This window comes from Sphingobacterium sp. E70 (assembly GCF_019285695.1).
GTDB classification, from domain to species: Bacteria; Bacteroidota; Bacteroidia; order Sphingobacteriales; family Sphingobacteriaceae; genus Sphingobacterium; species Sphingobacterium detergens.
In genome coordinates this window covers 6,015,117-6,040,688 of record NZ_CP079104.1, presented here as the reverse complement: position 1 = coordinate 6,040,688, position 25,572 = coordinate 6,015,117, and the positions used below count along the sequence as shown (strand labels likewise).

The window sequence follows — 25,572 nt, the reverse complement described above, 5'->3', positions numbered from 1 at the left end:
TTTTCATAACCATAGTCTATTAAATAATCAATCGTCCATTACCTCGGTTTGGCATCCCACCAGACCCGCGTACCACCATTATCGGGTCCCCGAGCAAGGTCAATGCTCGCGCGACCTGTGCACCGTTCTCCTGATATTGTTGTAAGGGATAAGGCAAGCGGCGGACCTGTACGGTACTATTGACTGTTCCACCGCTCCGGTTGAGCGCTATGGGAAATAACCTCGGAAAATCCGTGCGTCTGAATTCTGCCCAGGCTTCCTGTCCATTGGGGTACATGGCGATCCATTTTTGGGTGATGATACGCTCGAGATTGGTATTAAAGTTATCCGCCTCATTCCATCGAATGGTACTGCCGCCCAAGGAAGCCGTACTGTAGGCACTGCCCGGCGCATAGTCGGTATAATTTGCCGGTCTTGCCGTCGCATTGGACAGATAACCTGTAGGCATCGCTACCCCTAACTCCGCAAAAGAGAGCTGAACACCAGTTTCGTACAAGGACTGCGCATTGCCCCCATGTTCCAGCCCCGCAATGCACCTTCAGCACGGAGAAAATAAACTTCAGATGCCCGCATCCAGGGCAAGCCTGTGTCGTTGGTCACATTCAGCTGTGAAAAGGGCTGATACACCGCCGGCACCACATTGATGCCTGTACGCACTCCTACATATTCATTGGGACGTACAGTGGAAGTTGCGAAGAATACCCCGATCCGCGGATCGCCATAACCACGTAAATAGGAATCCATGGATGCGCCCATCCGTGCTTCATTGTAATCCTGGGTTAAGGTGCGTAAGGGATTTTTGAAATTTAATCCCGCCGCCGGCTTTTGTATGGCCGCATCCCCACAGCTGTTAAGAGGCCTGCAGGATGGCTGACCGCCTCTTCGGCAAAGCGTTTGGCATTCGCCGGATCGACATAAGCCATCCGAATCGCTAAACGCAGTTTCAATGAATTGGCATATTTTGCCCATTGCAGGTAGTTGCCCGCATAAATCTGGTCGTATGGTGCCAGCGGTGTCCCCGCTGCTGCCCCACGTTGATGCAGCAGATTTGCCGCACGTCCCAGTTCGCCGATAAAAGTTCGGTATAGACTTTCCTGGCTGTCGTATGCCGGGGTGAAGGTGCCTGTCGGGATCTGCGAATAAGGAACAGGACCATAACTATCGGTCATGCGTACCATGCCTGTGATCTTGATCAGCTGTGCAACAGAAAACTGCAGGAATCACCCGAGAGTGTTGTTGCCTCCTGGACCTGCTTCCAGGCATTGAGCAACCGGCCCGTCAGGTTAAACTGCTCGTTCACCCAGGTCAGGTTGAAGCCATAGGTCAGGTTGTTGGTATTTCCGTTCCAGTTGTTTGCCTGGGCCATGTAGCCCGAATAACAATCTGCGGCAAGATTAAATGCGATTTGGTAGCTGTTTACAAAATTGGTACCGGCACCGGCGTCAGCGGCCGGGACAACAGCATTGATCATAATCGGAAAATTGCGTCCCGTGAGGTAACCGTCGGCTTCCATCTGCTCACGTGTGGCATTATATGGATTGGTATTGTATTCAGCATAATTTTTGGTGCAGGCAGCAGCGAGTACGGTCAATACCGCGCAGCCGATTCCCAACATCCGAAATCTATATCTTTTATATGAATTTTTCATTGTTATGTACGTTAAGGTTAAAACTGAGCGCGGACACTGAAACCAAAACTCCGGTAGCTGGGCTGGCGGAAATAATCTATCCCCTGATCATAAGTACCCGTAGAGGAAGTCGATTCAGGGTCAAATGGTGATTTATTGTAAAACATAAATACGTTTCTGCCCGTTAGCGCCACACGAATATTTGGTGCCTTTGGACCAAACCATTTGGCCGGAAGATTATACCCTAGGGCAACTTCACGCAAGCGAACATTTGTCGCACTGTAAATATAGTAAGCTGCCATACCGCTCGCACCGTTGCCCAATAGATTGTAGTAGCCCTGTACATTGGGGTATTTGCTACCATAGACCATCACACCGCCGTTATCGCGGTCCAGTGCCGACTGCTCCGAAACGCCAAATGCATCCATAATGGATTGGGTATAGGAAGCGCCTATTCCCCCTACCCGGGCATCGATCAGAAAGGAAAGGTCTACACCTTTGTAAGAAAATTGATTGTTCCAGCCCAAGGTATAATCCGGCATGGCACGCCCCACATAGCGCCGCGGAATTGTTGTGCGACCGATCGAACCATCGCCAGGATTTACCCATAGGTTACCCTGATTATCTTCCCGCAGTACCTGGGAAACATAAAATCGGCCATTGAACCGCCTACGGTCAGCACATTCTCAAAATCCCCAGACCACCAACACGGCGCTGCTCATTTTCATAAGGCTCACCCGTGGCCGGATTAATAAAACCTTCTGAAAGACGCATGACACGGTTTCTATTCAGTGAAAAGACCAGGCCTGATGTCCAGTCCAGGGCACCAAATTTGCCACGGTGGGACAAGCTCGCCTCAATTCCCCGGTTGCGGATATCACCCGCATTATAAAAGAACACCGTATAGATGCTGCTTCCCAACAAGGGCTGTTCGAGCAGCTGATTGGTTGTATTGGACTGGTATACGGTCGCATTCAGTGACAGTCGGTCGTGTAGGAAGCGTAGCTCCATGCCGGCCTCGTACGACTTTGTCCGCTCCGGACGGTAGTCTGCAAATGGGGCTGGTCGGAAGGAATCGTCTACTAAAGAAAATACCGGATTGGCTACGCCAAAACGGGGTGGATTGCCTACCTCGGCATAGGAGAAACGAAGTTTAGCAAAAGATATCGCCGCCTTGGAGATATTCCATTTATCGCTGATCACCCCGAAATACCGATAGAAGGATAGAAATAAGAGGAGGTCGTGGCAAAACCCGACGGCAACTGCGAAGGCCATTCATAACGGCCAGTTAAGTCCATAAATAGCCAATTCTGATAGCCCAGTTGGGTGGTTGCAAAACAGACTGCAGCTCGGTGGCACTATAACTCTGTGTCGCTGGATTATCTGTATTTTCCTGTACAGAATAAAAATTAGCGAGACGTAGCAGGTTACCGCCCGCCCCTAAACCGTCCATACGGTCTTTCTGATAGCTTCCACCCAGATTGGCCCGCAAAGAAAAACGGTTGTCTGCAAAATTATGCTTCATACTGGCAATCAGGTCCAGGTATGTATTTTTGTTCGTCGTCTTGCCGGTCTGATAATAGCCAAATTCGGAAGCAAATAGTCCCCAGGTACCGGCCGGTCTTTTGGTCTCGCTTTCCAGCACACTATTGTCGATACGGACACGGCCGGTCACATCAAGCCAGTTTGTCACTTTGTAGTTGGCCGTGACACTCATCATATAGCGATCGGTATTGGATACACGACTTTGGGCATCGGTAATCCAATAGGGATTTTGCATGCCTAGGCCCTGATCCTGATAAGGCCAGAACTGGGTCGCAATCAAGCGGTTTGGATCATAGCGTGAATACACCTGATACTTTTTAAAATCATCTCCCGGCGGAAAGAGGTAAACAGGTACGATCGGGTTTTGGTATTGACCCTGCGCCACCATATTATTGTCTTTTAGACGCACGTACATTCCGCTGAAATCTGCGGTGAGACGATCTGAAAGCTGCGCGTTGTGGCGCAGGTAAAAGTTATAGCGGTCAAAGGTGTTATTTCTGATAATACCTTCAGCATTGTTTGTTCCTACTGAAAAAGTGTCTGGCTTCTTTCCGTACCACCAGCTATACTTGCTCCATTGCTGATGTTGTAACCCGTCTGGAAAAGTCCCGCGGCCGGTAGTCCGAAGGTTGAGGCAGCTTTGTTCCCAGCTGGCATATTCCTGTGGATTAGACTGACCATAGGTATTTTGAAAACGTGGCATTACAAAAGGCGTAAAGAAATCCGAACTGTGGGATACATTGACACGGATATTGCCAAACAGTCCCTCGGTGTCACCACGGGTACCTTTTTTGGTATTGACCAGAAGCACACCATTGGCACCCTGATTACCGTACAATGCCGTCGCGGAGGGGCCCGTCAGGGCGGTGATGCTTTCAATATCTTCGGGATTAAAGCTGGAGATCCCCTCCCCGCTGACGACTCCTTCAAAAGGACCGTTGGTGCCGCCACCATTGTTATTCGGAATAGGAATACCGTCGATCACATAAAGTGCGTTGTTGTTTCCGGCTATGGACTTTGTGCCCCGCATGACCACCCTTGTCGCGCCACCGATCCCCGATGAGCTTGAGTTGATGGTGACCCCGGCAATCTTTCCGGTCAGACTGTTCACAAAGTTGGCATCTTTATTCCGCGTAATTTCCTCGCCTTTAAATTCCTGCACATTATAAGTCAGTGCTTTGACGGATTGTCGGATACCCAAAGCTGTCACCACGACCTGATCCATTTTCATTTCTTCCTGTTGCAGGACAATCTGGAGCATTTCTGCGGACTCGACTTTGTGCTCTTGCCGCACATAGCCGACAAAGGAAAAAACAAGAATATCGCCGATGCTGGCGTTCAGGTTAAACTTCCCTCGGCGTCCGTTGCGCCACTCTGTCCGGTATTTCGGTTTAATATGGATACACCGGCAATACGTTGTCCCGTACTGTCGCGTACGATACCCTGTATCGGGATGAACATTTCCGTTTCCGGACTGCTTGCAGGCAATTTTTGGCGCAGCACGACGGTATTCGCATGAACAGTATACGCCAGGGGCAGCCCTTCAATACAGTCTCCAGCGCTTCACTGACCGATACATTAGACAGATCAATACTGCGCTTTTGATTTTTGGGAATAATCCGTCCATCGTAGAAGAGATCGTACCCGCTTTGCTTGCGGATCTCTTTCAAAAGAGATTCCAGAGAGGCCTGCTGTCGCCTTATCGTAATTTTCTGTGCAGAGGTCAACGCGCTCACGTGTGTTAGCGACACGATGAGAAAGGCAGTGGTTAGTCGCATAATCAGCCATATTTTACGGCATAGTATTCCATCTATACCAATTTTAATTGTATATTTTTATACATTTGTTTAGTTTGGTTAATATACAGCATACCTTGACTTTCCAGGGCTTTGGTAGCTGGATGTGTAAACAATTGAAAGATTGGGCCAAATCTTAACCAGGGGTGTTTCAGGCACTTCTGGTTAATCTTGTGGATCTAATAGGTTATCCGAAGTCTCTTTTCATTTTATCATTCATTTTAGGGTTTATATAAGGGTTATTTAGAAACATATACCTTACGGCCCTGGATTTTGAAATGGGCCAGTCCCGAGGATTCAATTAACTTCAGCACGGCAGACAGGTTGTTCTTGCGTGAAATCCAGCCACCAGCCTCCATATCCGCGGGTACGCTGCTATCATAGATAAATTCGACGTCATACCATCGGGCAATTTTGCGCATTGCTGTTTTAAAGTTGATATGATTAAGGGAGAAGTCGCCATCTTTCCAGTCCACAATTTCATCGATGTCCACTTCCCTGACGGTGATGCCCTTGGACGTGGCAATGGCCTGTTGTCCCGGACGGATGATCTGGTTCCGTTGTCCATGGATGACCCTTACTGATCCTTCCAACAGTGTCGTATTGATCGCTGCCTCATCCGCATAGCTATTGATATTGAAATGAGTCCCAAGTACTTCGATCTCCTGATCACCCGTTTTGACCACAAAAGGATGTGCCTTGTCTTTTGCCACTTCAAAATAAGCCTCGCCTGTTAATTCCACCCTACGCTGTCCCTTACTGGTATAGAGTGCCGTACTGTAGGTCAGGCTCGAGGCGGCATTCAACCATATCTTTGTTTGATCGGGAAGCGTCACGACATAAGTCTGACCGTTGGTTGTGGATAAGGTATTGCTACTATGTGCATTGGTACTGTTACCCAAGATCTGATATAGAATTTGACCATCAGCTGTTTTGGTGACGGTGACTCCTGCCTGACGGGCGATCTCGCCTTCACCTGCTTCGCCCAAAAGAATCTGCTTCCCATTGGCGAGCGTAAGCGTCGCACCGACGCTACCGGGAGCGATGTCTTTATGCTGCGGCACAGTTACGAGCGTATTGTTGTGTGAAGACTGACTATAATAAAAATACCAGCGCCAAATGCAAACAGCAGGATTGCTGCCGCTGCAATACGCGGCCAACGCCTGATTTTCTTTATTGATACCCCGGCAGCTGCTGCCGGATCAGCTCCAGCTGCTGCTGTTTCTGCAGTTCGTCAAAACCGGAAACATCCGCTGTCTGCAGCTGATGGTACCAGCTTTCGACGATCGCCTGTTCTTCGGGAGTCGCTTGTCCCTCCAGATATTTAAGTAGTAATTTTTCTGATTCTTTCATTGGTTATTCAGAGGGCCGCATTGCTGGCCCTATATACCTATGACAAATAACAGGATGCGAACAAGTATCGAATCATCAAAAAAATAAAAAAACAGGTAAAAATCAGATAATCAGAAAGATAATAAAATAGAAAGGTCCCAGATTTTTCCTTAGAATTTTGAGTACATTGGTCATTTGTTTGGCAATCGTATGCTCGGAGGTACCCAGACGCTCCGCGATCTGCTTATGGGAGAGCCCTTCTTCGCGGCATAGTTTGAAAACCTCTTTCATCCGCGGTGGCAGGCTGTCCACCTCTTTTGGATCAGCTCCTGGAATTCTTTTTCCCGTATCTGTAGGTCAATCAGGTAATTCCCTTCACGTATAAATTCCTGCAGCGAATCCAGGTAAGGAGCTTCTTTGCGCCGTTTATAGATCAGGTTGAGCGAGCGGTTTCGGATTGCTGTAAACAGATAATTGGCCAGTCCTGTGGTCAGCGTCAATACTTCGCGCTTAACCCAGAGTTCAGTAAAGAGATCCTGAATCAGATCTTGCACATCTTCGGCGCGACCCAATTTCTTCCAGGCATGCTGCTGCAGTGCAGTTTTATATCGGTCATAAATTTCCAGATAGGCCGCATGATCGCTAGCCTTGAGAAGATTAACCAGCTCCGGGTCCGAAAGATTACGATACTGCTTCATCTGCTGTTTTCAACTATATTTTTGTCCGTCGATTCATTCGGGTAGATCATGAGGACATACAGCCTCAACTTGTCAACATTTAAGATTTATTTGTCAATATTAAAGATTTATTTGCAATTGTCCTAAAATTTGGCTGTTAAAATCAAGTGCCCTAAAAAAGAAAGCGCCGGTATTAGTACCGGGCGCTCTTCAACTAAACCACCACTAAATAAACATGTAATAAATAAACGCAGTCTTTTTAGGTTTCTATTCAAAGGTATTTAATTCCCCAAAACCGCCCTTCCTACCCTGTGTCGGATTCCAACTGGCCTCCCAATAATTTCCTGCCATTTTCTTTTCTCCACCGTGGTATATTCGGCATAATCAACCATGATAGCTGTGGCATTAGTAGTCATAGGACTGTCCGGGATTATCGGCAGATCGTGTGGGATTTTGTTTTGTTCCTTTAAACGAAAGTACCGTATTTGGCAACGAACTGAAAACTAGCACAATTTATGGATCACCTAATTATGATGCCCCATAGGCAGTTTGATTCTTTTTAATTCTTCTAAATCATGAATAGGACGCTCTAATTCGTAAGGAATAGGCTGTCCCGAAAACAGTTGAAAATATTGCAGGCAGGCGTCTTTCCACCAGACGGCATCGCGCGCTTGCATTCTAAGCTTGGATTGTACCGATTTAAAACGATAAGGATCTATATGTTTCTCCATTCGATCCCAAACTTTTTGAAATTCACGTACTTTCTGAACCCCTTGATCATAATGGTAACATAACGCTGTCCAAAGTGTTTTACCACTTTTCATCCGATAGTCCCAGGGCACATGATGAAACCATAACAACAGATTTTCCGGACAGTTTGCGCGAACGCCATATCGCTTATCCAAGGGTGGATTATATTGCGCAACAGCATTGCTCCCATATATACTACGGTCAAAACCTATTCCCAGGCTATCTGCGTTATGATAATACCAAGGCATCCAATCCGGACGACCACCGGGTATGTCTCCCCAGGGTTCGGGTCCGTAATGATGGTCAAAGGCAAACAAATGATGCAAGCCTAGCGGCATCATATAGTCAACGGCAGCCTCCCGTGAGTTCAGCATGATTTGTTTAACGGGATCAACAAATGCCTCCTCGCGGCTAAATGTGAGGCCTATCCATTCCCCTGCGATTTGCGCTGAAGAAAGTGTATTATTCCAGGCCAGTCGCCCAAAGGCATACCAATTGGCTTGCGCAAAATGATGACCTGTCCAATTGCTATCTTGACCAATATTGGCGACAGCCGCGATTGCAGTCTCGCGATGCAGATTTCCACTGCTAGCTGTCATCTTGGCTATAGTAGATCCCTCCCCATGAGCAAAAGTATCGCTATCCAGTACTTCCCTAAATAAGGGCGCCAAGTACACCAAATGGTTGGAGAAGCCTAAATACTCCTGTGTCAACTGAAATTCGAGCATCTTGGCTGTATGCGGCATGGCACCGAACAATGGATTGAACGGTTCGCGGGGTTGAAAATCTATTGGTCCATTTTTATCTGGACAATAACATTATCCCTAAATTTCCCATCAAGTGGCACAAATTCCTGATAGGCTTGTTTAGCTCGGTCATCTTTGGTGGGATGATAAACAAATGCCCGCCAAAACACCATACCTCCATAGGGTTTTAGTGCATCGGCAAGCATATTCGCACCATCCGCATGTGTCCGCCCGTAATCCTGTGGCCCGGGCTGTCCTTCTGAATTCGCTTTGACTAAAAATCCGCCAAAATCGGGTATCAAGGTATAAATTTCCTTAGCCTTGGCTTTCCACCAGCGTTGAACATCTTTACGGAGAGGATCTGAGTCAGGTAAACCACCCAAAATTTTGGGAGAAGAAAAATTCACTGATAGATATACTTTGATCCCATATTTGCGAAAAACATCTGCTAGCGCTTTCACTTTGGCAAGATAACCCGCATCCAATACCTGTGCAGAAGCATTTACATTGTTCAATACGGTAGCATTAATACCAATGGAAGCATTGGCCCGCGCATATTGCTCGTACCTAGGTGATAGCTTTTTCGGCAGTTCCGCCCAGTGCCATAGCGAATGACCGGCATAACCGCGTTCTATGGTACCATCCAAATTATCCCAGTGATTCAGTACACGAATATCATAGGATGGTATCTCAATGATTTTGGAAGAGGATAACTGCCCGCCTGTTTCCTGCAGGCGCAACAAATGATAAGCAGCGTATAATAAGCCGATTGGACGACTGGCGACAACCTGGATTTTTTCTCGTTCTGATTGATTTGATAGCCATCTTTTAACTGCTTTTGCTTCACATCGATTTGCAGGGTGATCGCAGCTCCTTTCCAATAGTCCAACAGCTCTTGCTTTGCCAAAGCTACAGTTGGATCCGCTGACTTTATACCTAGGATATCTACGCCATGTATCGCCTTCCCGAGTTTGGAAAATCGTAACCACAACTGACTCCCATCTTCCGGTCTGGCGAGAAAAGGAATACACAACAAAGCCATCAATAAAAGCAACTGCACACGCATAATCAAAAAATGTTAGAGAATGTATAAAATCGTTCGTTAAGACGACATGCCATCTATGGTTTTAATAAATCCGTTTTCATCATATTCAAGCTCGATCACTTTCATGCTCCTTAACCAGGTTTTTCCGCCCGATGGAACAGAATCATGATAAAAAGATACCATTTGCCCCGGAATTCCAAAATACTATGATGCGTGGTCCAGCCAACAACCGGTGATAAGATCACTCCTTGATAAGTGAATGGACCATATGGGTTGTCCCCTAGGGCATAGCAGATAAGGTGACTGTCGCCTGTTGAATAAGAAAAATAATATTTGTCTTTGTATTTATGCATCCAAGATGCCTCAAAAATCGTTTTTCGGAATCCCCTTGTTTTAAGGATTGTCCATTTTTATCCAGAATGACAAGATCACGCGGCTGTTCTGAAAACTCCAGCATATCTGCCGCTAATTTCACAACCTTGGGACTCAATGCGGCGTCATTATCCTGCGGCAATTCGTTCGGCACAACAATTTTATTGTTTCGATAAAATTGCAGCTGTCCACCCCAGATACCACCAAAATACAAGTAATAGGATCCATCCTGATCCTTAAAGGCACATGGATCTATGCTGTAGCTTCCTTTTATTGGATTGGACTGCGGTATAAATGGCCCATAAGGTCTATCCGCTACAGCTACTCCGATTCGAAAGATATCGTTTTTATCCTTCATGGAAAAATACATATAGTATCTGCCATCTTTCTCCGTCACATCCGAATCCCAAAGCTGTCGACCGGACCAAGGAATATCTTTTACCGCCAATACTTTCCCATGGTCAACCACTTCAGCTTGTACATCTTCCAAGGAAAATACATGATAGTCTTGCATATCAAAATGATCGCCATTATCATTTTCGGCTATCCCACTCTCCCGATCATGAGAGGGATAAATGTATATCTTATTTTCAAAGACATGTGCGGATGGATCCGCCATGTAGTCAGTTGGATATAAATATCTACTCTTTTTCATTTTTTTACGATTACTTTTTTTTGAGTCAATGCAATAATATCTTTTAAAAAGGGTTTGGCTTGATAACGACGGTCAAACAAGAGCGGATAATCCGTACGTCCAGGAATAGGCCAGCCATTTTTCCATGAATCTCCATCCCCAACGCCCCAGAGGGTCACTCGGGATATCTTATCCTGATGTTTCAGATATAGCCTAAAAAAGTCAACATATCGTTTTCCAAGTTCCGCCATCTTGTCTGCCGGCAAGCCTTTTTCATAGGGGTTCGCCTTCTTACTGTAAGCATGGCGTTCGCCAACTTCAGCCCCATATTGGGCCGCACATGTGGAAGTACGGAAATGTCCATCTCTGTCACCATCACTTTCACACCTAGACCTGCAAACCCAAGAATGGTCTTTTCAACTTCTGCCAACGATGGATTGTCCAGCGCATTATGTTCCTGCATACCGATTCCACTGATCTGTCCGCCAGCGGCTTTCACCTGTTGCACCATGGCCATAATCCCTTTTCGCTTTTCGGGAATGGCTGTTGAATAGTCATTATAATACAATTCGGCATTGGGATCGGCTTCATGGGCAAACTGAAATGCCAATTTGATAAACTCGGGACCAATAATTTCGTAAAATTTACTTTTACGCCATTCCCCATTATCCAATATAGCTTCGTTGACAACGTCCCAACCGGACACCTTCCCTTTATATCGAGACACGACAGTATGTATATGCTTGCGCATGCGCTCAATCAATATATCCCTGGATACATCTTTTCCATTTTTATCAACAAAAACCAAGCCGGAGTCTGCGAATGCCAGATTAATGTATGACCGATGATCTGCATCTTATTTTGTTGGCCAAAAGCTATAAAGCGATCTGCGTCTTTAAAGAAAAATTCTCCCTCGCGAGGTTGCAAAAACATACTTTTCATGCAGTTCTCAGCCACAATGGAGTTGAATTGTTGTTTGACGACTGCAACGGCCCTAGCATCCCTTTCCCAAATCTGATCGAGGTTGAGGGCCGTCCCAATAAAAAAATTTATCTTCAAAAGCTTCCTTTAAGGACAATGAGTCAGGCTCCTGGTTTATACAGGGCGTAGCCGCAGAGAAAACATTTACGCCCATAAGGGTTGTTGCAGCCAATACAATAGTCTTTAGTATATTCATGGTCTAGTTGAGTTTAATTATTATGTCGGGATTCAATATCCTGATTGATTTTGTCTATCGTCCTGTCATCCAATTCGTATTTGGAAATGATATACATGGCAAGTAACAGAAGCAGCGCTGGAATGACAGCCACCAACCATAGGATCCCTATTTGGGCTGTGGCGGACTGTGCTGTTGCATTATCTTTGTCAAATGCAACATAGGCGAGCACCAGTCCCGAATAATACCCCCAAGGCCATACCGGCCTTGTAAAAATACCTGTGAGCGCATTGACAATTCCAGATATCCTTTTACCGGTTTTGTATTCCCCATAGGATATGACCTCCGGTACCAGTGCCCACATATATCCTGTAGCGACGATAACCCCTGTAGATTTGATAAATTGCGCAATCAGCACCAAGCCGATATTCCCCTTAAGGGTTTCATTTGATGAAATAATATATAACATCAGCATGCCCAGAATCGCGATCCCCAGGAACACATAGAACATTTGCTTCTTTCCGATTGCACGTTTGATTGCCGGCACAAGGGGCATAAAAATAAATGCAGGTAAAGATCCCAAGGCCATAAAGTAAGGAAGCATATCCGGCGCATTGACATTATAGATCATATAATAAGAACCTGCCGAATTTCCGACGGCCATCATGGCAAAAGCAGTAATGAAGAAATAAGCCAGAATACGCAAGGGCCGGTTGTGCTTAAATTCTTGCCATAGATCAGACACCCGAACGTTTTCGGTATCTTTCTCATCCATAATGACCCGCTCTTTTGTTTGTGAAAAACAAAAAATAGCAGTACCAAACCAACCAAAGCATAGATAAACATTGTCGTAAACCAGGCTTCGGCAGAGTCCTTCGAGTTGATCTTTCCATCCGGAGAGAAATATTTCACGACAATAGGTACACCGTAGCCAACCGCGAGCCCGCCAATATTGGCCATAAACATGCGGATGGACGTCAGTTTCGTCACCTCATCCGTATCTCTCGTTAAAGAGGCATTTAAAGCACCATAGGGAACATTAATCAATGTATACAACATCGACAGCCCGACATAAGTGAGGTAAGCATAGGTCAGTGAGCCTGAAAACCCATTCCAAAAGCACAATATCGCAAAACCCGTAAGCGGAATTCCTCCCAGAACTAAGTAAGACCTATATTTACCCAAACGGGGATTGCTTTTGTCGACAAACGCGCCTACGATAGGATCCCAAACAACGTCAACAATACGTACGACGAGAAACATAATACCCGCTGATGCCGCAGATATTCCATAGACATTGGTATAAAAAAGCAATAGGTACATCGAAACGGTCTGGTAAATAAGATTCTGCGCCAGATCTCCTGCACCGAAGCCTACCCTTTGTTTCATTGAAAGCTTATAAAAGCCCTTGGCAGGCTTTACAGCTGTTGTCATTTGGTCCATATATAATTGGTTAATCGAATATTGAATTACTGAGGTAAAACTACAAGTACCTTTTCGAGGGCGACTGATACAAATGTTTTATATGCTAATAAAAATGTTTAAAAAGACCCTTAAACACGGAATAATAGAAAACATTGCAACGAATTCACCCTCGAAGGATACTTGACTCTATTTAATCGGCTACATATTTTATGAGGTAGCTTTTTGTCTGTCCCCGGTAAATACAATCGACTTTGGCATGATCTGCGAGCGAGCCCGCTTGCCTTACTGTAATCTTCACCTCTGGATTAGCTGAAAATGCTTTTACAGCAGGAATCTTTTGCCTTTTACCTGAATAGGAGCCGCAATTTCATAAGTATTGTATCCAATGATCCCATTCTCATCTGTAGATCTTACCGGAATGGCAGATAGGGCTAGTTTTTTACCATCTACAGTAATATCGACTGTCGGTGCTATTGGACGTACAATTTTTTGATCTTTCGAACTAAAGCCTAGTCCAATAAAATCAAAAAGTGCATTTTCATCTCCACCTTCTGCAACTAAATATAAGGCGTGTTTGCGGTCCAGCTGATCAACGATATCGGCTACATCGACCGTAAATTGTGTGACCTCCGATTTGGAATTTGCTGGAATACTTATTTGGGCAATCCTTTTGCCTTTCCAAACCTCATTATCCCAAGGGCCATCTAACCATACATTGACCTTAAATGCGGCTTTTGTTTTTGGTGTTATAAACAGGTTGAAGGCTGTTTGGTTCCCTTTTAGTTCCTTGAAAGGCTTTCAATCCAAATTTATCCTGATGGAGTCCCCAAATCCGAAATATTTGAAACCGACAATATGTCCATTTTTCATATTGGTTATGGGCATATGATTATCCCAAACATCCCAGGAATCCTGTTGTAAACTGATATCAGAAAGATAACAAGCGTAGCCAGCAGAATAGTACTGGTAAGGAGCTAAGCCGTAAAATGGAATCCTTCGGAAGTGACTTCTGCACCTTTATACTCCTTTCCTGTTTAGCTTTGACTGTCAGGTTTTCCTGATAGGGATCAAAGGCACGGATGGAAACCATCCCACCCTCCTTCACAGATTTTTCGTCCCATTCCACCTTGATGGGTTCGACCACAGCCTGTCTTGCAAAGCCAAATCCTCGTGGTGGTCTGTGATAAAATACATACCATTGTCCATTGATCAGCTCAATACTGCCATGTGTATTATGCCCGGCATTGCTGGTTTCAATACCCGAACCATCTTTGTTCAATACCGGAGCCCTGGAGTCTACCAATACCCCACCACCCTTCCATGGCCCTAAGGGTGAATCTGCGACCGCATAGCGTAGGGTTGAATTGGAACTAGCTACACCATATTCGGGTCCCGAATAACCACTATATACCGTAACGTATTTGTTGCCGACTTTTCGGATGGAGGAAGCCTCAAAAAAATTAAAAGTTCCCAGATCCTCACCTTTAAATATATTCGGATATGTGGTTCCTTTTGGGTCGCGCAGCTCACCATATCGTGCGCTCGCCGGCAGAAGATAATTGATAATTTCAGTTCCGGGTCTTAGGGAATACATGGTTTTTTGATCCAATTGTGCCGCCATTGACCGTTGAAATCCCCAGAACCCATATGCCCGGAATCCGATTTCGAAATCGGGGTCTTTCGGATCCGTCACGTACTCAATATAGACCGCCGGATCAAAGCCCAGGATGCTTCCCGGCAAAGTACGTTTGCCATCTTCCGTCAGATTTATTGGTTTAAAGGGGCCGTTTGGCCGGTCTCCTTTGACAACCATGGCTTCCTGTGCTCCCCTCTGCTGTGTGGAAACAAATAATATTCCTTCTTTCCATCTTTCCTTTTGACCTCCACAAGGTCTGGGGCATACATAACATCCCATTTGGCGTCCATTGGATAGGTGAAAATAGCGCCTTCATCCCGCCAGCTTGTTAGATTATCAATAGGTGCAGACCACATACGGATATCCGGGCCGCAATAACTAGTAAAGCGTAAATCATGGGAGCCGATGATATAAGCACGATATTTTCCAGGGTGATCTGGATCTTCAAAAACACGGGGCTCACCATCAGGAAGATGCTCCCAAAGCGGAAGATAGGGATTTCCGATCGATTGGTGCACGTATCCTTTACTGTAATCCATTATCTTATTTTGTTGCTGTCCCATCAAGATCTTTGTAGACAGAATCCCTGTGACGGATAATAATAATACCATTGTCCGTTTTTTTAGGACAATATTCAGTTGCTTCATAAAATTCTATAAATTAGTTATTTAAATTGCTTAATTATACTTTTCGTTGCGCCATTCAATTTATTTGTCCACGTTTAGGGTTCCTCCCTACCAATGATCGGTACGAAATGGAATCGCCAATAATCCCTCTTTACTGATCAGGTTTGCATCTTCTGGATTATTGCTCCAGGCATAGCGAACAGCTTGTGGATGTTTGACTGTTGGATGGCTCAGCACGACTTTATTGTGTTGAATAAACGCATTCGCCCATACAAATTTTCGGTCCGCACCCGCTATAGCGAAATGCTGTAATGTTTTTCCATGGCGGATTGCCAATCCTTTTCCGATTTGATCAAAGGAAACCAGGATCTTATCTCCTGCTATCTGCATCCCTTGGTATCGGGGTCCGGATGCGGCTATATCTTCGCCATAGACTAGCCTACGAGCCGCTAAGAATAGTCGCTTCGCAATATCCTTTTTATTTAACGGATGAATGTCATTCCATTCCCCTAGATCGTAAGTCACTGCTAATGCCGTTCCCGGTATTTTATGACTGACCTGAAACTGAGCTTCTCTCAGAAGCGCCCAATTTGAGCCGGTTGGAACCGTATCCTTAGGCATAAAGTTGGGGAGCTGCACCAGCAAAAAGGAAGCTGTGCTTGTTGATACAGGGTACGCCAGTTTTTTATCAGCGCGCTTAGATAGCTTTCATAGTACTCGGGCTTACTTGTATTTGCTTCGCCCTGATACCAGATTACCCCCTTAATACGATAGTTTGCCAAGGGATAGATCATCCCATGATATAGACCCGAACCAGCTTTAGCAAGTTGCTGCAGCCGACTTTTGTACTTGTCTACCTCATGTTGATCAATTCCGACTTGCCAACGCCACCCACCGGCCAGATCTATCGCGACATCATCTATTTTCAATTGATATGGCTTATCGGGTGTAAAGCCTCCATCGGTGCCATTGCACCGCAGTCTGATGCTCAGGCTGTTTTGTCCGGTATGAAGTATACCCGCAGGCACATCATAAACCCGTGGTGGATAACGATAAGCTGTCGTACCAATGAAATGACCGTTGATATAAACGGAATCACTGTCAGTCAAGGTGCCCAAATACAATTTCGCATGCCGACCGTCTTTGGCCGCTGGAAGCATAAAATGCTTTCGATAATAAACAATACCCGGTTTGGATTCTTTTGATTACTCCAATAATCAGGTACTTGCACAACTGGCCAGGACGAGTCGTCAAAGTCTTCAGCGGTCCATAGGTTCTGGCCCTTATCTTTTCAAGTATTTGGAGACTATCTACCGCTGCCCGATCAATCAACAGGTCGGGGAACTGCTTTAAGTGCTGCTGATCAATCCAGCTTTCTATCCCCGAGCCACCCAGGCTGGAAACGAGCATTCCTACGGGAATACCATTATGCTGGTAAGATTCCTGCGCATAAAAATATGCTAAGGCTGTCCAGTTCATGACATCCGAAGCGATGCCCGAGTGCCACCTCGCGCCGGAAAGTATTGCTTCTTTCGGCTCCAGCGCACTATTTTGCGTCGGTACCTTAAAATAACGTATCATGTGATTATTGGAAACATTGATCTCCGGAAATCGCTCAACAAGTCGCTGGATCGGTGTTTCCATGTTGGACTGTCCCGAACAGAGCCATACATCGCCGATCAGAATGTCCCGGATCACGAGTTCATTGATCTCCATGAGATATGGGCCGCCATACTGCTGTGGTGGAATAGTTACGCTCCACTTACCATCTTTTCCAGTTTCGGTATAATAATAGCTCCCCGAAAACGAAGCGTTATTTTTCGCCCGGAGCAGCCCAGCCCCAAATCTTAAGTTCGGTATCTCGTTGTAAAACCATACAGTCGCTCACAAGTGCAGGTAGGCGCAGCTCGGCCCAACAGGGCTGGAGCAGCAAGACCAAGCCAATGGCCAGCATGACATGGCGCAAAAAATATGGCACAAAAAGAAAGCGCGCGCTATTCATCATATCCCTTTCGTTTATTTTCCGAACTTCCAACAATCAAAAAATAAGATATTCGATGGCGCTTTACCTTTAAAGACAAAGTACAGATCATGGACGCCGGTGACTTTATTGGAAAGCGGCGTATCCACCGTGGTCCATCTGTCGTCACCCCTGTCATTGGTACTGGTATTGTTGCTAAAAGTAGGCCATCAACGGCATTTAACCTTACCTCCATGTTAACGTCACTATGGTGTGTTGTACCGAGTCTCGCAAAGAATGTTGTTGCCCCATTTTCACCAAAATCAACGTTTTTCAGGCTCGTGTAGGCGCCATTTTTGAGTGCTTTGATAAAAACACCCACTTGATTATTTTGATATGATTTAACATATTCGGACCAGGAGATGGTTTCCGCCTGCGTGAGTTCATAAGGATTTAATGTTGTAAGCGCTTGGACCCCGCCCGAGTTCATCTTCATCGCTTGCACACTGCCATCGGGATTAAACTTTAATTCCTGCATGGCGACCGAGCGTGTGAACCCACCGCCGCCTCTCAAAGCCCCATTATGGTAAAAGAAGTAACTTTTACCCTTAAAGTCGATCACTCCGGGATGGTTGGTGAAAGCCGTACCTTCGGCAGGCATGATAACACCCCGTAGGTCCAGGGACCTTCAGCTTTTTTGCTTGTCGAATAAGCGATATATTCAGGTAAAGGACCTCCCGGCCAAAAAAGATAATACAAACTGTTTCTTTTATACAACCAAGGACCCTCTTCATAGCCCGTAGGTCGTTTCGGGTCGCCCTCCCTTTTTCCGAATGCTGCCGCCGTCATTGGAACCTCAACGATATTGCCCGTATAGGAGATCATATCTTCATTCAGCTTGACATATTTCAGCTGGGGATTACCCCAGTACATATGCGCCTGCCCATCATCATCAATAAATACAGTCGGATCGATATCGCCCCATTCACTCTGAACAAGCGGTTTTCCCAAAGGGTCATGAAATGGCCCTAATGGGCTATCACCGACAGCAACGCCGATCGCTCCACGATTGTTCAGCTTGGAAATGACAGGTACATACAGATAAAATTTGCCGTTTTTTTCAACACATTGCGCCGCCCAGGCGTCGCCTTTGCCCATTCAAAATCAGTATACGAAAGGATAGCACCATGATCGGTCCAATTGACCATATCGTTGGTTGAATATGCCCGCCAGTTGTTCATATTAAACCAGGTCGATTCTTCCTCATCCTGTGTGGTATAGAGATAGAGGCGATTATTGTATACCAATGGTGCTGGATCGGCCGTGTAGGCTGTTTGTATAATCGGATTCTGGGCCTTTAATGTATTGATCGTTACCAAGACCATAATCAGAAATCCAAAAAGTAAGCGCGTTAAAAAATGTCGTCTCATATCGTCTTAGTTTGTTGTAAAGTGGAAATAATCAAAATCTACGTAGCCGCCAGCCGCCTTACTTGCGTAATTAAAAAGTGCAAAGCGATACCCCATAAAATGAGGTATTGTATAGCTCATCTTCAGTTCGTTGCCGATGGCTTTCCACTGGCTTCCGTTGGTGCTGTAATAAAATTGGGCGATATCCTTTCTGTTCCTAAAATCGCAGCTGGCTTTTAGAAATATACGTTGTTCTTTTAGGGCTATTTTTGCTACCTCTTCCGGAATCCCGGTATGCGCATTGACCATAACCAATGATTTGTCTTTCCCTTCCATCCGGACTCCCAGCAGCCCATAGTTTTTTTGCAGTAGGGACAAACCGGCGAAATCGCCATCTTTCATCTGCGACACATCAATAGCGATCGAACCGCTACAGGTGGGGCCTATCGTACGTTGTGTCAGCGTGTTTTTGGCCTGCAGAAAGTCGTTGGCAAGTTCACCCGTTTTTAAGCGCAAAAACCCGATACGTTCCGTTACCGACCATAAGTTTGAGTCAGGCTGATGGTTCCATTGCCATACTAAGGGCAATGCAGATTGGTCTTTCGTTCGGCTAAACTCGTCGGAGCTCACAATACCCGGCATGAGGCCTTTGCTCTCGGGTAGTTTCAGCTTGCTTGGAACTTTGCCCTCTTCTCCCATTACTGGCCATGCGTCTTTCCAGCCGACCGGTACCAAATAAGGAATCCGACCGACAGCACCATGATCTTGAAAAAGGTAAGCATACCATTGTCCATTGGGCATATCAATCAAACCGCCTTGCGCCACGCCTTGATCTTGTAAAACAACTTTCCCTTCATATGGACCTTCCAATTGGCGCGCGATGTACAATTACGGTGCGCATTCCGCCTGCAGGCCAGGAAATATTAAAAGATAATACATGCCGTTGATCTTGAATAGCTGCGAACCTTCGGCCGGTAATCCCATCTTGGCGCCCTTGGGCAAACTTGGTAAGGTAGCATTTTCGATCAAAGTACGTTCGGTTCCGGCCCTAATCCCCGTAAGGTCTGCCTCCAATTCAGCAATATGCAGACGCCCGCTACCCCAGATCATATATATTTTCCATGATCAAAGAACAAGCTATGATCATGCAACATCGGGCGAAATTCATGTGCGCGCCAAGGCCCATTTTCTATATCTTTTGTGGTATAGATATGTGTTTTCCCCGTATTGGAAGAAAAGGTGCTCAGATAATAGCGGCCCTCATGAAAGCGCAGGCTACTTGCCCAGGAGCCATGTCCATAGGCATTTTTATGATGCGACAGGTTGAGCGCATCACTGTCTGCCAAATGATCATAGGCATAGTTAACCAGGGTCCAGTTGACGAGGTCCTGGGATTTCATAATCGGAACCCCGGACTCATGTGCATGGTCGTGCTGCTCATATAGTACGTATCGCCGACCCGTATCATCGACATATCGGGTACATCGGCGAAAATAATCGGATTTTGTGCCTCCTGTGCCGATACAGCTTTGCAGGAAATTACGATCAGAAACAGGATAAGTTTTCCTAGGCTTTTCATTTTTTAAATAGCAATTGCGAAACATGATAGAGGTCATTTTCCACACATTGAAATCATGCCCTCCAGGCTCCAAATAATAGATATGAGGTACCCCCTCTTCCGAAAGATATGCATGAGTACGCTTACTGATGTTGAGCAAACCATCCTGCTCACCACAGGAGATCCACAGCAGTTTTAGCCTGTCTTTAGCTTCTTTTGGAACAGGTAGCAATTCCTGCGGCATCTTTGTATTGGGTGCAGAAGAAAAGCCACCGACCCAGGCAAAGGTGTCGATATGGCCCAGTCCGAAATTCAGCGCCTGCCCTCCGCCCATCGACAGCCCAAAAATCGCTCGCTGTTCGCGGTCCTTGAAAACAGGAAACTGTTTTTCAATAAAAGGAATCAGGTCGTTGAGCAGGTCTTTTCAAAAGTCGAAAATGCAGCCACCCGATCAGGTGCCATGACATTCCCGCCGGCGCGATCATCCTGCATCGCACGGCCATTGGGCATAATCACCAACATGGGTTCCATTTTCCTTCGGCATAGAGATTATCAAAAATAACCTGTGGGTTTCCATGTCTGAACCATTCCCGTTCATCGCCGCCTATTCCATGCAAGAGGTACAGTACCGGATATTTGTTTGCGGTGTTGTATCCGGGAGGCGTATAGATTAAGGCTTTTCGTAACCCCTACCGTCTTTGATGGGTAAACAAGGGAGTCGATTTTTCCAGTCGATGGCAATTTTCGCTCCACATCAAATCCTTGTGGTGCAGCCTGCTGCGCTTGAGCCATTAAGCTGGCGGAAAAAGCACACAATAGGGTGCAGATTATCTTCTTCATCGTATAATTGGTTTAACAGTACATCAATTTTAGGTTAGGCAAGCGATAGAAACAACAGCCTAATTTCAATTTATAAACAATAGCTGATTCAATAAGAGCAACAATAGCCCATAACAAATTAAGTCGCCACTTTCCTCTTGAGCACCCGCAATGCCGCTGCCACAATGGCGTCGGCGTTTAAGCCATATTTATCCATCAATGCGCTTGGCGGTCCCGATTCACCGAAACTATCGTCTACCGCCACATATTCCTGCGGACAGGGCATTTGTTTGGCCAACAATTGTGCGACACTGTCGCCAAGTCCACCGATACGGTTATGTTCTTCAGCGGTAACGACACAGCCTGTTTTAGCAATGGAAGTCAGTATTGCACGCTCATCCAAAGGTTTGATGGTATGGATATTAATGATTTCGGCATCGATACCCAAGGTTTCCAATTCTTCTCCCGCAAGGATGGCTTCCCAGACAAGGTGCCCTGTTGCCAAAATGGTCACTGCGGTGCCGGGATTCAGCATGACGGCTTCACCGATCACAAATTGCTGATCTTCAGGTGTGAAAACGGGAACAACAGGTCGTCCAAACCGCAGGTAAACCGGACCTTTGTGTCTGGCAGCAGCAAGCGTCGCAGCCTTCGTCTGATTATAATCGCAAGGGTTGATCACCGTCATTCCCGGAAGCATTTTCATCAATCCGATATCTTCCAATATCTGATGGGTCGCTCCGTCTTCGCCCAAGGTCAGGCCAGCGTGTGAAGCTGCGATTTTTACGTTTTTATCGGAGTAAGCAATAGATTGCCGGATCTGGTCGTATACCCGTCCTGTCGAAAAATTGGCAAATGTCCCTGTGAACGGTATTTTTCCACCGATGGTAAGTCCTGCCGCAATCCCCATCATATTTGCTTCGGCAATGCCGATCTGAAAGAAACGTTCCGGAAAGGCCTTGATAAAATCGTTCATTTTAAGGGAACCGACGAGATCTGCGCAGAGAGCAACCACATTTTCGTCCTCCTTTCCTGCTTCCAGCAAACCGGCACCAAATCCAGAACGCGTGTCTTTTGATTCTGTATATGTATATTTCTTCATCTTAATTCTATTTCAAAATTTCCTTTCTAGGAGACGATATAATCGCCTAATGTTTCTGCATTCTGATTTAAAGCGGCACGTAGCTGCTCATCGTTGGGTGCAATACCATGCCATTTATGCGAGCCCATCATAAAATCGACGCCATTACCCATTTCGGTATGGAGCAACAGCATGACTGGCTGGCCAGCTCCGGTTGAAGCCTGCGCTTTGCGAAGCCCTGAAATCACAGATTCGATATCATTTCCACGCATGACCTCAATGACCTTCCAGCCAAAAGCCATCCATTTGCGGGGCAGATCGCCCAGCGAAAGGACATCGTTGGTGGCGCCGTCAATCTGGGCACCATTGTAATCTACAATACCGATCAGATTGTCCATTTTGTTGTGGGCGGCATACATCGCCGCTTCCCATACCTGTCCCTCCTGCAACTCGCCATCGCCCATCAGTGCATATACCAATTGTTTATCCTTATTGAGTTTTTTTGCTTGGGCAGCACCTATGGCGACAGAAAGACCCTGTCCTAGGGAGCCTGAAGCGACGCGGATACCCGGCAGTCCTTCATGCGTTGTGGGATGCCCCTGAAGCCGCGAATTGAGTTTTCTAAAGCTGGCAAGCTCATCAATGGAAAAATATCCTGCCCGCGCCAAAACACTGTAAAATACCGGAGATATATGTCCATTGGAAAGGAAAAACAGATCCTCCCCACACCATTCAGATCAAACTGATCGTTGCGCTGCATCAATTCGAAATATAGACAGACCAACAGCTCGGTACAGCCCAATGATCCGCCAGGATGTCCAGACTGACAGCCATGCACCATGCGGACGATATCTCTTCGGACCTGCTTAACGATCGCCTCTAAATTATGTATACTATGTTTCATCATGACCATCTCAATTGTTACTTTGTGCAGCTACCCGTTTATGATCAGCTAAAAATTGGGCAAGCCCGCTGTCCGTCAATGGATGTTTTAACAGCGAGAAGATCGCCTGCAAAGTTCCTGTCATGACATCCGCACCGATCTTGGCACAACCCAGTATATGCGCACTATGACGTACCGAGGCCGCAAGAATTTGGCTCTGAAAATCATAATTGTCATAGATGGTCCGTATTTCACGGATCAGTGCCAGCCCATCGACAGAGATATCATCAAGCCTGCCCACAAAAGGCGATACATAAGTGGCTCCGGCTTTTGCGGCCAAGAGTGCCTGGCCCGCAGAAAATACCAGGGTACAGTTGGTCTTAATTTGTTTTGTGCTAAAATATTTGATGGCTTTAATGCCATCTTCGGTCATTGGCACTTTAACAACAATCTTATTGTCCAGGGCTGCCAAAAGCAGGCCTTCCGCAATCATTGCGCTATAATCAGTCGAAATCACTTCAGCACTTACATCACCGTCTACAATAGCACAGATCGCTTTGTAATGTGCATGTACAGCAGCTGTTCCCGTAATTCCTCTTTAGCCATGAGCGAAGGATTAGTCGTTACTCCATCTAAGACACCTAAATTTTGAGCCATACGAATCTCACTGAGACTTGCGGTATCGATAAAAATTTCATTTTTTTGAGTTGATTAGTTTTGTATTCGCCGGATCTCCAGCGATTGGTTATAAGACAAAACTATCGCTTTCAGCTAGATACGATTGCAACAAATAAAAAAAAAAAAGAAGGGTAAAAATGTTTAAAACAGATTATCCTTCTTAAAAAATGCATTAAAACAATGCCTTTAAGCAACGATTGTATGCTTATTGGACGGATGTACTTTTTGTGACTGGATGTATTCACTTGGCGTCATTTGATATTTAGCCTTGAAGACTTTTGTAAAATAGTTTGGATTGGCAAATCCCGTTTCGTAAGCGATTTCAGAAATGGACTTATCGCTTTTTTCTAACAAGCTCGCCGCCTTTTCTAGTTTTACTGAGCGGATAAAATCTACGGGTGACATTCCGGTAAGTTCCAGTAGTTTGTTGTAGAGGGAGGCTCTGCTCATCGAGGTGTGGGCACTCAAGGCTTCGACCGACAACTGCGGATTATCGATATTATCGTGCACATAACTGAGCACTTTCTGTAGAAATTTATCCTTTTCGGATTTGATCGTCATTTCGGGAGCTAGTATAGATACCTGTTTACTGTAGACTTCCTTAAACGCCTGGTTCAGCTGCAGCAAACTGTTAACCTTAGCCACCAGGACATCCATATCAAAGGGTTTGGTCAGGTAACCCACCGCACCCGACTCCAGGCCACAGACAAGGCCGTTATCCACCTGCGATGCCGTCAGTAAAACGACAGGGATATGTTTTGTCCGCTTATCCTGTGCAAGCTTCTGTGAAAATTCCATACCGTTCATATAGGGCATCTGAACATCGCTCACCACAAGGTCCGGATGATGAAATAGTGCCTTTTGCCAGCCGTCCTTCCCGTTGGTGGCCTCGATAATCTGATAATGCTCTTTTAGAGACTCGTGGAGGTAGTACCTAAAATCTTCATCATCTTCAATAATCAACACCAGCGGACTTTGTCTAAGCTCTAGTGGCTGTGCTGATACAACCGCCTCCGGCTCCTGTAGCCCTTCGTATAGCGGCTCGGCCTGATCCAGCCATAGGTCAAATTTAAAGGTGCTCCCACTGTCGGGCTGGCTGTTTACCGAAATTTCGCCATGGTACATCTGAACAAATGACTGTGCGATCGAAAGCCCAATACCGGAACCCTGGCTTGCTACAATACCCTCCGTATCATGCTGGAAAAAGCTTTCAAATATCGACTGTTGCAATTGCTCAGGGATACCTATGCCCGTATCACGCACCTCAAGATACACATGCAGTTTGGTGTCGACCATGCTTACCGAAGATAGCGTTACTGCAATATCCCCACCCTTTTTCGTGAATTTAAAGGCATTATAGATTAAATTAAATAAAACGCGCTCAACCTTATTACGGTCAAATCGGCAATATAATTTTTCCTGGCAAGGATAAAAAGAATAATCTATTCCTTTTGCAAGGCCATGTCCTGAAATGAGCGATATACTTCCTGGACAAAAGAGACCAGCTCACCGGCTTCATCCTGCAATTTCAGTTCATGGTATTCCATTTTTCGAAAATCAAGTAACTGGTTGACCAGGTTCAGTAGGCGACGTGCATTACGGCTGATCAAATTAAGCTGGTCGCCCAGTTTGCTATCTTTATTTTTAGCGACCAAAGCATCTATCGGGCCCATGATCAAAGAGATCGGCGTTCGGAATTCATGACTTAAGTTGGTTAAAAACCTGATTTTCATCGCATCCACTTGATGCTTGGTCTCCGCATCCCTTTTTGCTGTTCGATCAGCTGCCGCGCCTGGATGCGTTCCTGCTCAAGGGCA

At 45.9% G+C, this 25,572-nt stretch carries 36 protein-coding genes and 6 pseudogenes; all 42 read right to left on the bottom strand.

From position 1 onward, the window contains the following. Positions 1 to 19: 19 nt before the first annotated feature. Positions 20 to 831, bottom strand: a pseudogene (locus KUH03_RS43230) (SusD/RagB family nutrient-binding outer membrane lipoprotein). Further along, positions 807 to 1,169, bottom strand: coding sequence for a SusD/RagB family nutrient-binding outer membrane lipoprotein (locus KUH03_RS43225; protein ID WP_257090730.1), 363 nt, complete (start codon positions 1,167 to 1,169; stop codon positions 807 to 809). The pseudogene KUH03_RS43230 and the gene KUH03_RS43225 overlap by 25 nt, the downstream one beginning before the upstream one ends. A gap of 23 nt (positions 1,170 to 1,192) precedes the next feature. Next, positions 1,193 to 1,648: a SusD/RagB family nutrient-binding outer membrane lipoprotein gene (locus KUH03_RS43220; RefSeq protein ID WP_257090729.1), complete on the bottom strand. Its 456-nt coding sequence runs from the start codon at positions 1,646 to 1,648 to the stop codon at positions 1,193 to 1,195. A gap of 17 nt (positions 1,649 to 1,665) precedes the next feature. Then, on the bottom strand, positions 1,666 to 2,181 hold the full coding sequence (locus KUH03_RS43215; RefSeq protein ID WP_257090728.1) for a hypothetical protein: 516 nt from the start codon (positions 2,179 to 2,181) through the stop codon (positions 1,666 to 1,668). A 121-nt stretch (positions 2,182 to 2,302) separates the two neighbouring features. Next, positions 2,303 to 2,830, bottom strand: coding sequence for a TonB-dependent receptor (locus KUH03_RS43210; protein WP_257090727.1), 528 nt, complete (start codon positions 2,828 to 2,830; stop codon positions 2,303 to 2,305). 85 nt (positions 2,831 to 2,915) lie between these two features. Next, positions 2,916 to 4,466, bottom strand: a complete 1,551-nt coding sequence (locus tag KUH03_RS43205) for a TonB-dependent receptor plug domain-containing protein (RefSeq protein WP_257090726.1) — start codon at positions 4,464 to 4,466, stop codon at positions 2,916 to 2,918. Between the two features lie 44 nt (positions 4,467 to 4,510). After that, the gene (locus KUH03_RS43200) at positions 4,511 to 4,675 is read right to left on the bottom strand and encodes a carboxypeptidase-like regulatory domain-containing protein (protein ID WP_257090725.1); all 165 of its coding nucleotides are present in this window, start codon (positions 4,673 to 4,675) and stop codon (positions 4,511 to 4,513) included. Between the two features lie 84 nt (positions 4,676 to 4,759). Then, on the bottom strand, positions 4,760 to 4,960 hold the full coding sequence (locus tag KUH03_RS43195; RefSeq protein WP_257090724.1) for a hypothetical protein: 201 nt from the start codon (positions 4,958 to 4,960) through the stop codon (positions 4,760 to 4,762). 247 nt (positions 4,961 to 5,207) lie between these two features. Next, complete coding sequence (locus tag KUH03_RS43190; RefSeq protein ID WP_257090723.1) at positions 5,208 to 6,032, bottom strand: FecR family protein; 825 nt, start codon at positions 6,030 to 6,032, stop codon at positions 5,208 to 5,210. Between the two features lie 109 nt (positions 6,033 to 6,141). Beyond that, complete coding sequence (locus KUH03_RS43185; protein WP_257090722.1) at positions 6,142 to 6,321, bottom strand: hypothetical protein; 180 nt, start codon at positions 6,319 to 6,321, stop codon at positions 6,142 to 6,144. A 102-nt stretch (positions 6,322 to 6,423) separates the two neighbouring features. Then, the gene (locus KUH03_RS43180) at positions 6,424 to 6,591 is read right to left on the bottom strand and encodes a sigma factor-like helix-turn-helix DNA-binding protein (RefSeq protein WP_257090721.1); all 168 of its coding nucleotides are present in this window, start codon (positions 6,589 to 6,591) and stop codon (positions 6,424 to 6,426) included. Continuing rightward, entirely contained in the window at positions 6,588 to 6,998 is a 411-nt protein-coding gene (locus tag KUH03_RS43175; RefSeq protein ID WP_257090720.1) for an RNA polymerase sigma factor, read from the bottom strand. The genes KUH03_RS43180 and KUH03_RS43175 overlap by 4 nt, the downstream gene beginning before the upstream one ends. A gap of 260 nt (positions 6,999 to 7,258) precedes the next feature. Beyond that, on the bottom strand, positions 7,259 to 7,393 hold the full coding sequence (locus KUH03_RS43170; protein WP_257090719.1) for a hypothetical protein: 135 nt from the start codon (positions 7,391 to 7,393) through the stop codon (positions 7,259 to 7,261). Between the two features lie 108 nt (positions 7,394 to 7,501). Continuing rightward, a complete protein-coding gene (locus KUH03_RS43165) occupies positions 7,502 to 8,326 on the bottom strand; it encodes a hypothetical protein (RefSeq protein ID WP_257097881.1) in 825 nt (274 codons plus the stop codon). Beyond that, positions 8,309 to 9,213: pseudogene (locus KUH03_RS43160) on the bottom strand (alpha-glucuronidase); the annotation flags it as partial. The gene KUH03_RS43165 and the pseudogene KUH03_RS43160, both read right to left, overlap by 18 nt. Next, positions 9,135 to 9,539 carry a hypothetical protein gene (locus KUH03_RS43155; RefSeq protein WP_257090718.1) on the bottom strand — a complete coding sequence of 135 codons (405 nt, stop codon included), beginning with the start codon at positions 9,537 to 9,539 and terminating at the stop codon, positions 9,135 to 9,137. The pseudogene KUH03_RS43160 and the gene KUH03_RS43155, both read right to left, overlap by 79 nt. Before the next feature lie 36 nt (positions 9,540 to 9,575). Further along, positions 9,576 to 9,701 (bottom strand): hypothetical protein, encoded by a 126-nt coding sequence (locus tag KUH03_RS43150; protein ID WP_257090717.1) that lies wholly within the window; start codon positions 9,699 to 9,701, stop codon positions 9,576 to 9,578. Between the two features lie 97 nt (positions 9,702 to 9,798). Next, positions 9,799 to 10,545 carry a family 43 glycosylhydrolase gene (locus KUH03_RS43145; protein WP_257090716.1) on the bottom strand — a complete coding sequence of 249 codons (747 nt, stop codon included), beginning with the start codon at positions 10,543 to 10,545 and terminating at the stop codon, positions 9,799 to 9,801. Then, positions 10,542 to 10,775 carry an endo-1,4-beta-xylanase gene (locus tag KUH03_RS43140; RefSeq protein ID WP_257090715.1) on the bottom strand — a complete coding sequence of 78 codons (234 nt, stop codon included), beginning with the start codon at positions 10,773 to 10,775 and terminating at the stop codon, positions 10,542 to 10,544. The genes KUH03_RS43145 and KUH03_RS43140 overlap by 4 nt, the downstream gene beginning before the upstream one ends. Continuing rightward, positions 10,727 to 11,275: an endo-1,4-beta-xylanase gene (locus tag KUH03_RS43135; protein ID WP_257090714.1), complete on the bottom strand. Its 549-nt coding sequence runs from the start codon at positions 11,273 to 11,275 to the stop codon at positions 10,727 to 10,729. Before KUH03_RS43135 ends, KUH03_RS43140 begins: the two co-directional genes overlap by 49 nt. An 8-nt stretch (positions 11,276 to 11,283) precedes the next feature. Continuing rightward, positions 11,284 to 11,583, bottom strand: coding sequence for an endo-1,4-beta-xylanase (locus KUH03_RS43130; RefSeq protein ID WP_257090713.1), 300 nt, complete (start codon positions 11,581 to 11,583; stop codon positions 11,284 to 11,286). Positions 11,584 to 11,714: 131 nt separating this feature from the next. Beyond that, positions 11,715 to 13,003 (bottom strand): annotated as a pseudogene (locus KUH03_RS43125) (glycoside-pentoside-hexuronide (GPH):cation symporter). Positions 13,004 to 14,033: 1,030 nt separating this feature from the next. Further along, on the bottom strand, positions 14,034 to 14,918 hold the full coding sequence (locus KUH03_RS43120; RefSeq protein ID WP_257090712.1) for a hypothetical protein: 885 nt from the start codon (positions 14,916 to 14,918) through the stop codon (positions 14,034 to 14,036). Beyond that, positions 14,873 to 15,388: a hypothetical protein gene (locus KUH03_RS43115; RefSeq protein ID WP_257090711.1), complete on the bottom strand. Its 516-nt coding sequence runs from the start codon at positions 15,386 to 15,388 to the stop codon at positions 14,873 to 14,875. Before KUH03_RS43115 ends, KUH03_RS43120 begins: the two co-directional genes overlap by 46 nt. Positions 15,389 to 15,475: 87 nt before the next feature. Then, positions 15,476 to 15,988, bottom strand: a complete 513-nt coding sequence (locus KUH03_RS43110; RefSeq protein WP_257090710.1) for a hypothetical protein — start codon at positions 15,986 to 15,988, stop codon at positions 15,476 to 15,478. After that, positions 15,943 to 16,485: a sialate O-acetylesterase gene (locus tag KUH03_RS43105; RefSeq protein WP_257090709.1), complete on the bottom strand. Its 543-nt coding sequence runs from the start codon at positions 16,483 to 16,485 to the stop codon at positions 15,943 to 15,945. Before KUH03_RS43105 ends, KUH03_RS43110 begins: the two co-directional genes overlap by 46 nt. After that, positions 16,469 to 17,083 (bottom strand): sialate O-acetylesterase, encoded by a 615-nt coding sequence (locus KUH03_RS43100; RefSeq protein WP_257090708.1) that lies wholly within the window; start codon positions 17,081 to 17,083, stop codon positions 16,469 to 16,471. Before KUH03_RS43100 ends, KUH03_RS43105 begins: the two co-directional genes overlap by 17 nt. Positions 17,084 to 17,180: 97 nt before the next feature. After that, positions 17,181 to 17,372, bottom strand: coding sequence for a hypothetical protein (locus KUH03_RS43095; RefSeq protein ID WP_257090707.1), 192 nt, complete (start codon positions 17,370 to 17,372; stop codon positions 17,181 to 17,183). An 11-nt stretch (positions 17,373 to 17,383) separates the two neighbouring features. Then, a pseudogene (locus KUH03_RS43090) lies at positions 17,384 to 17,817 on the bottom strand (carbohydrate-binding protein). A gap of 128 nt (positions 17,818 to 17,945) precedes the next feature. Further along, positions 17,946 to 18,485 carry a family 43 glycosylhydrolase gene (locus KUH03_RS43085; RefSeq protein ID WP_257090706.1) on the bottom strand — a complete coding sequence of 180 codons (540 nt, stop codon included), beginning with the start codon at positions 18,483 to 18,485 and terminating at the stop codon, positions 17,946 to 17,948. Further along, positions 18,401 to 18,712 carry a hypothetical protein gene (locus tag KUH03_RS43080; protein WP_257090705.1) on the bottom strand — a complete coding sequence of 104 codons (312 nt, stop codon included), beginning with the start codon at positions 18,710 to 18,712 and terminating at the stop codon, positions 18,401 to 18,403. Before KUH03_RS43080 ends, KUH03_RS43085 begins: the two co-directional genes overlap by 85 nt. 51 nt (positions 18,713 to 18,763) lie before the next feature. Next, complete coding sequence (locus tag KUH03_RS43075) at positions 18,764 to 19,606, bottom strand: hypothetical protein (protein ID WP_257090704.1); 843 nt, start codon at positions 19,604 to 19,606, stop codon at positions 18,764 to 18,766. A gap of 18 nt (positions 19,607 to 19,624) precedes the next feature. Beyond that, positions 19,625 to 19,846: a hypothetical protein gene (locus KUH03_RS43070; protein ID WP_257090703.1), complete on the bottom strand. Its 222-nt coding sequence runs from the start codon at positions 19,844 to 19,846 to the stop codon at positions 19,625 to 19,627. After that, positions 19,843 to 20,688, bottom strand: a complete 846-nt coding sequence (locus KUH03_RS43065) for a family 43 glycosylhydrolase (protein WP_257097879.1) — start codon at positions 20,686 to 20,688, stop codon at positions 19,843 to 19,845. Before KUH03_RS43065 ends, KUH03_RS43070 begins: the two co-directional genes overlap by 4 nt. Positions 20,689 to 20,696: 8 nt before the next feature. Continuing rightward, the gene (locus KUH03_RS43060; protein WP_257090702.1) at positions 20,697 to 20,825 is read right to left on the bottom strand and encodes a hypothetical protein; all 129 of its coding nucleotides are present in this window, start codon (positions 20,823 to 20,825) and stop codon (positions 20,697 to 20,699) included. Continuing rightward, positions 20,807 to 20,920 (bottom strand): hypothetical protein, encoded by a 114-nt coding sequence (locus KUH03_RS43055; protein ID WP_257097877.1) that lies wholly within the window; start codon positions 20,918 to 20,920, stop codon positions 20,807 to 20,809. The genes KUH03_RS43060 and KUH03_RS43055 overlap by 19 nt, the downstream gene beginning before the upstream one ends. Beyond that, positions 20,889 to 21,134, bottom strand: a complete 246-nt coding sequence (locus tag KUH03_RS43050; RefSeq protein WP_257090701.1) for a hypothetical protein — start codon at positions 21,132 to 21,134, stop codon at positions 20,889 to 20,891. The genes KUH03_RS43055 and KUH03_RS43050 overlap by 32 nt, the downstream gene beginning before the upstream one ends. 118 nt (positions 21,135 to 21,252) lie before the next feature. After that, positions 21,253 to 22,215, bottom strand: a complete 963-nt coding sequence (locus tag KUH03_RS43045) for a transketolase family protein (RefSeq protein ID WP_257090700.1) — start codon at positions 22,213 to 22,215, stop codon at positions 21,253 to 21,255. Positions 22,216 to 22,241: 26 nt separating this feature from the next. Further along, positions 22,242 to 23,098, bottom strand: a pseudogene (locus KUH03_RS43040) (transketolase). Positions 23,099 to 23,108: 10 nt separating this feature from the next. Further along, positions 23,109 to 23,734: pseudogene (locus KUH03_RS43035) on the bottom strand (transaldolase family protein). Between the two features lie 207 nt (positions 23,735 to 23,941). After that, the gene (locus KUH03_RS43025; RefSeq protein WP_257097875.1) at positions 23,942 to 25,201 is read right to left on the bottom strand and encodes a response regulator; all 1,260 of its coding nucleotides are present in this window, start codon (positions 25,199 to 25,201) and stop codon (positions 23,942 to 23,944) included. Then, a complete protein-coding gene (locus tag KUH03_RS43020) occupies positions 25,198 to 25,488 on the bottom strand; it encodes a HAMP domain-containing sensor histidine kinase (protein ID WP_257097872.1) in 291 nt (96 codons plus the stop codon). Before KUH03_RS43020 ends, KUH03_RS43025 begins: the two co-directional genes overlap by 4 nt. Between the last annotated feature and the right edge of the window lie 84 nt (positions 25,489 to 25,572).